This is a genomic window from Allobosea sp. P1_A7 (assembly GCF_056406775.1).
Genome location: NZ_JBFTZN010000381.1, coordinates 1 through 4,125 on the forward strand (window position 1 = coordinate 1; position 4,125 = coordinate 4,125).

The 4,125-nt window shown below is 63.2% G+C and carries 4 protein-coding genes and 2 pseudogenes; 3 read left to right on the forward strand and 3 right to left on the reverse strand.

Features of this window, described 5'->3' with window-relative positions; all coding sequences use genetic code 11:
• The 3 genes and pseudogenes from AC1D34_RS34595 to AC1D34_RS34605 form a co-directional block, all read left to right on the forward strand.
• Positions 1-100: pseudogene (locus AC1D34_RS34595) on the forward strand (DDE-type integrase/transposase/recombinase); the annotation flags it as partial.
• Between the two features lie 156 nt (positions 101-256).
• Positions 257-709, forward strand: a complete 453-nt coding sequence (locus tag AC1D34_RS34600) for a hypothetical protein (protein WP_441507971.1) — start codon at positions 257-259, stop codon at positions 707-709.
• A gap of 99 nt (positions 710-808) precedes the next feature.
• Positions 809-1,050 (forward strand): annotated as a pseudogene (locus tag AC1D34_RS34605) (DDE-type integrase/transposase/recombinase); the annotation flags it as partial.
• A 156-nt stretch (positions 1,051-1,206) separates the two neighbouring features.
• Here the strand turns inward: AC1D34_RS34605 and AC1D34_RS34610 are convergent.
• From AC1D34_RS34610 to AC1D34_RS34620, 3 genes are all read right to left on the reverse strand, one after another.
• On the reverse strand, positions 1,207-1,980 hold the full coding sequence (locus AC1D34_RS34610; protein ID WP_441507972.1) for an SDR family NAD(P)-dependent oxidoreductase: 774 nt from the start codon (positions 1,978-1,980) through the stop codon (positions 1,207-1,209).
• Entirely contained in the window at positions 1,977-3,005 is a 1,029-nt protein-coding gene (locus tag AC1D34_RS34615) for a zinc-binding alcohol dehydrogenase family protein (RefSeq protein ID WP_441507973.1), read from the reverse strand. The genes AC1D34_RS34610 and AC1D34_RS34615 overlap by 4 nt, the downstream gene beginning before the upstream one ends.
• Before the next feature lie 9 nt (positions 3,006-3,014).
• On the reverse strand, positions 3,015-4,125 hold a 1,111-nt coding region (locus tag AC1D34_RS34620), incomplete at its 5' end, for an enolase C-terminal domain-like protein (protein WP_476826673.1).

Consider the following 4,125-nt stretch of genomic DNA (forward strand, 5'->3'; position numbering starts at 1 on the left):
TCTCAAGATCGACGGTCGCCTGGTCTATCTTTGGCGGGCCGTTGACTCCGAAGGCGAGGTCCTGGACGTCCTGATTCAGGCAAAAAGAAACAAGCGCGCCGGTTTCTGCCGCCAATTCGCGGTTAAGCGAGCAGCGCTGGCAATTGGCTCACAATAACAACTCAATGGCTACAAAGCACAAGCTGCAGTTCGAGGCGGCGTGTTAGCGCAACGGCGGAATTTATGCGCTTTGCCGCCGTCTGTGACAGAAGTACCCGTGTTCAACCTTTTCCCCAGAAAGCCGAAGATTTCCAAGGCGGGCATGGTCGCCGCTCGCCTGGAAGATTTCCTCGACATGATCACCACGGCCGCTTCGATTAGCGCCAAACTTGGCGGCAGCGCGGACCGGATGGTCGAAAACAAGTTGGCATTCCACGCTGCGATCTGGGCAGCTGCGGATGCTTACGGGCAACTGCATGGCGCCTCGACAGAAGAGACCACTGAGGGTGTGCGGCTGTATCTCAATCGCTACGGCGACGCCGAAGAGACGCTCAAGACGATGCTGATGACCTTCACGCTGCCCGAATTTGCTCCGTTGGTTCAGGTTACTGGCCAGGCGATTTTTGCAATCCGTGCCGAGGCTTCAGATAGTGGCCACGTACTACGTCGCCTGACTGAGCTGGCGGACTTCATCGCCGATTTTAAGGCGCGCCCTCATCGCGCCAACTGATCCAAGCCCTCCGCGGGGCGTTGTCACGTGAACTCCGGCATGGCGGCAAGCCCTGTAGGTGGGCGTGCATGACCCTGCCGACCATCAGCTACAAGCGCCATGCCGGAGATGGAGCATCGCGCGCACAAGGTCTCAATAGCCGCGCCGAGAACTCACACCTGCCCCCCGAAAGCGCGAGCGGACGATGCAAGGCTTTCGTTCCCCGGGGAGCCGGCAGCGCTTTGTCCCCGTCTTCTCCGCCGTCCGCAATCTGTTCGTCCCGTCGGTCCGCCGTCACCACCCCTCTGCATCGTCTGCGCGCCATGGCGCACTGGAAAGTCATGGCTGGCGTCACGGCCTGAGCCTGTCATGGGGCCGAATGCTCCCCTTGGCGCCCGCCGGGAGTTAATGTGACAATGCCACTATTCTTCCCCAGCAGCGATTCCGCGACGCCCACTCGATCGCGACGTGAGGACGAAAGTCGAGGTTGCGAAACAAATTGGTGCTTCCGAGATTGCTTAGAATCCATGTAGAGCGCCGCCATCGACTACCACGATATGGCCTGTGACATAGGCCGCGGCCGCCGAGGCTAGATACGTCATCGCCCAGCCGATATCGGCTTCGGTGCCATAGCTCTTCATCGGGATGCGGCCGTCGATCTTGGCCTTTCGGTCAGGGTCGGTCGAGGTTGCCTGCCGAAACAGCGGCGTGTCGATCCAGCCCGGCGCGACGCCATTGACCCTGACCTTCTGCGGCGCGAGCTCGGTCGCCATGGCCCGGACCATTCCGACATAGGCGGCCTTCGCAGCCGAATAGCCGATCACGTTCGGAATGCCGAGGAAGGAGCTCATCGAGGCGGTGAATAGGATCGAGCCGTTCCCGGCTTGCTCGATCTGGGCGAGGAAAGCGCGCGACAGGGCGTAAGCACCATGGACATGCACGTCCAGGATCGTCCTGAAGTCGGTGGGTGTCATCTTTGCAATGGGGTTCTTGATCGTGTTGCCCGCGTTGTTCACCAGGATCGAGACCGGCCCGAAACGCTGCGAGACGGCCTCGGCATAGGCCTCGGCCTCGTCGACGCGTGTGACGTCGAAAGGTAGAGAACCGGTCTCGCCGCCCAGATCTGCCGCCGCTTTCTCGATCTTCTGCGCATTGGTGCCTGCCAGCGTCACTCTAGCTCCGGCCGCTGCAAAGCAGCGCGCGATGCCCAGGCCCAGGCCGCTGCCGCCGCCAGTCACCAGCGCGTGGTGTCCCTTCAGCGAGAAAATATCGAGCGGGTGGGATGCAGTCACGAACGGTCTCCTACGTCGATCAGGATCTTGGTGTAGGCGCCGGGATCAGCATCCCAGTCGATCATCGCCTGGGCAGCTTCTGACAGCGGCACGACGCGCGTGACGAGCACATCGCCGATCGTGGGGTTCGCCCGCAGATAGGCGATGACGTCATGGAAATCGAGCAGTTCCGCGCCCCGCGAACCCCTGATGTCGATCTCCTTCATCACGAAGAACCGGGTCTCGTAAGCGACCGGGTTCTTGGCGTAGCCGACATAGGCAACGCGCCCGCATTGGGCAGTGAATTCGACCGCCTGGCGGAAGGTTTCCTCGGCGCCGACGGCCTCGATCACGACGGGCGCACCTTCGCCGCCGGTTAGTTCGGCAACGCGGGTGGCGACGTCCTCTCGCGAGGCATCGACGACGTGCTGGACGCCGAGTCGTCTCGCGGTGACGAGTTTCTTGGCGCTGAGATCGACGGCGACGACCGTCCCGCCCCGGTCGAGCACGCCCAGCGCGGCGCCGAGCCCGATGACGCCGCACCCGAGCACGACGACGAGGTCCTCGGAGGTCACCTCCGCACGTCGCACCGCATGAAAGCCTACGGCCAACGGCTCGATCAGCGTGGCGTCGCGCGCGGGTATGCCCTCGACGGGGATAACCTTGCTGACCGGTAGGCAAATCCGCTCGGTCAGCGCCCCCTCGCGCTGCACGCCGAGCGTCTCGTTTTTGAGGCAGGCATTGGGGCGCTTGAGGCGGCAGGCACGGCATTGGCCACAGTTGAAATAGGGCAGCACCGTCACGCGTTGCCCGGCAACGAGTTGCCCCGTGCCGGAGGCACCGAGCGACGCGATGGTGCCCGATATCTCGTGCCCGGGCCCGCGCGGATAGGCGACCAGCGGGTTCCTGCCCCGGAAGCTGTTCAGGTCCGAGCCGCAATAACCGATGAAGTCGATGCGAACCTCGACCTCTGCGGGGCCCGGCAGGCTGGCAGTCCGTTTGGTGAAGGATACCGAGCCGGGGCGGTCGATGGAGAGGGCTTTCATCATCTCACCTCAAACGATCTTGACGGTCATGCGATCGACGTCGTCCCAATCGATCTCGACGCCGAGACCAGGCAGGGCCGGCGGCGTCGCGAGACCGTCGCTGATCGGCAGTTTCTCCTTCAATCCAAAGGCGAAGCCCTCGATCGGATAGAGAACCTCGAAAAAATCGCAGTTCTTCATCGCCGCGCAGCAGTGCAGATTGACGATCTCCATCGGGTGGAAGATCGAGGTGTGGACCTCGCAATTGACGCCGAAGGCTTCCGCCAGCCGCGCGGTCTTCATGACGCCGGTTACGCCGCCGGTCCAGGACACGTCGGCACGGACCCGATCGACGACGCGTGTCGCGATGCATTCGGCGATGCTGTAGGGATGCTTGGCGAGGACTTCGGTCCCAACAATCGGGATCTCCAGCGTCCGGCTGAGTTCGCGCAGCGAATGCACATCCTCGTCGTAGAGCGGCTCCTCGAACCAGTAGTAGTCCAGCTTCTCCAGTGCTCGACCGAAGCGGATCGCCTGCTCGAGATTATAGGTCGAGACGGGGTCCGACATCAGCGTAAATGTCGCGCCCACCGCCTCGCGCACCAGCCGATGGGCCTCCAGATCTTCCTCGATATCGTTGCCCGGCGTGTGAAGCTTGTAGGCGCGCAGGCCTTCTGCCTGAGCCCGCAGCGCCTCGGCTGCGTAGTCCTTGGGCTCCTTCAGGATCATCGAGCTGCCATAGGCCGGAACGGAATCGCGATAGGCGCCAAGATATTTGTAGAGCGGCTGGCCGGCGGCTTGCGCGCTGAGCAGCCAGAGCGCGGTGTCGAAGGGGCCATAGGCGTAGATCGGCAGATGCCCCCACCAGCGATCGGCGGTTCGGAACTCGTGCCAGGCTTTTTCGCGATCGCGCGGATCGCGGCCGATGAAGAAGGGCCGCAAGGTGTCGGCGATGAGCTGGCCGGCACCGGGCGCGGACCGGCCGGCGAAACCGAAGGTCGTCGCCGACAGGCCGCTGTCGGTCTTCAGCGTCACCACCAGGAATTCGAAGTTGCCGAAATCGCCCGTGCGGAAGGCGGCAGCCTGAAAATGCTCCGGCTTGCGCTGGCAGCAGCGGACCTCGATATCGGTGATCCTCACG

Bases quoted from the DNA above. Each gene is read 5' to 3' on its own strand.
- AC1D34_RS34615 (WP_441507973.1), bottom strand. From the start codon at position 3,005: ATGAAAGCCCTCTCCATCGACCGCCCCGGCTCGGTATCCTTCACCAAA.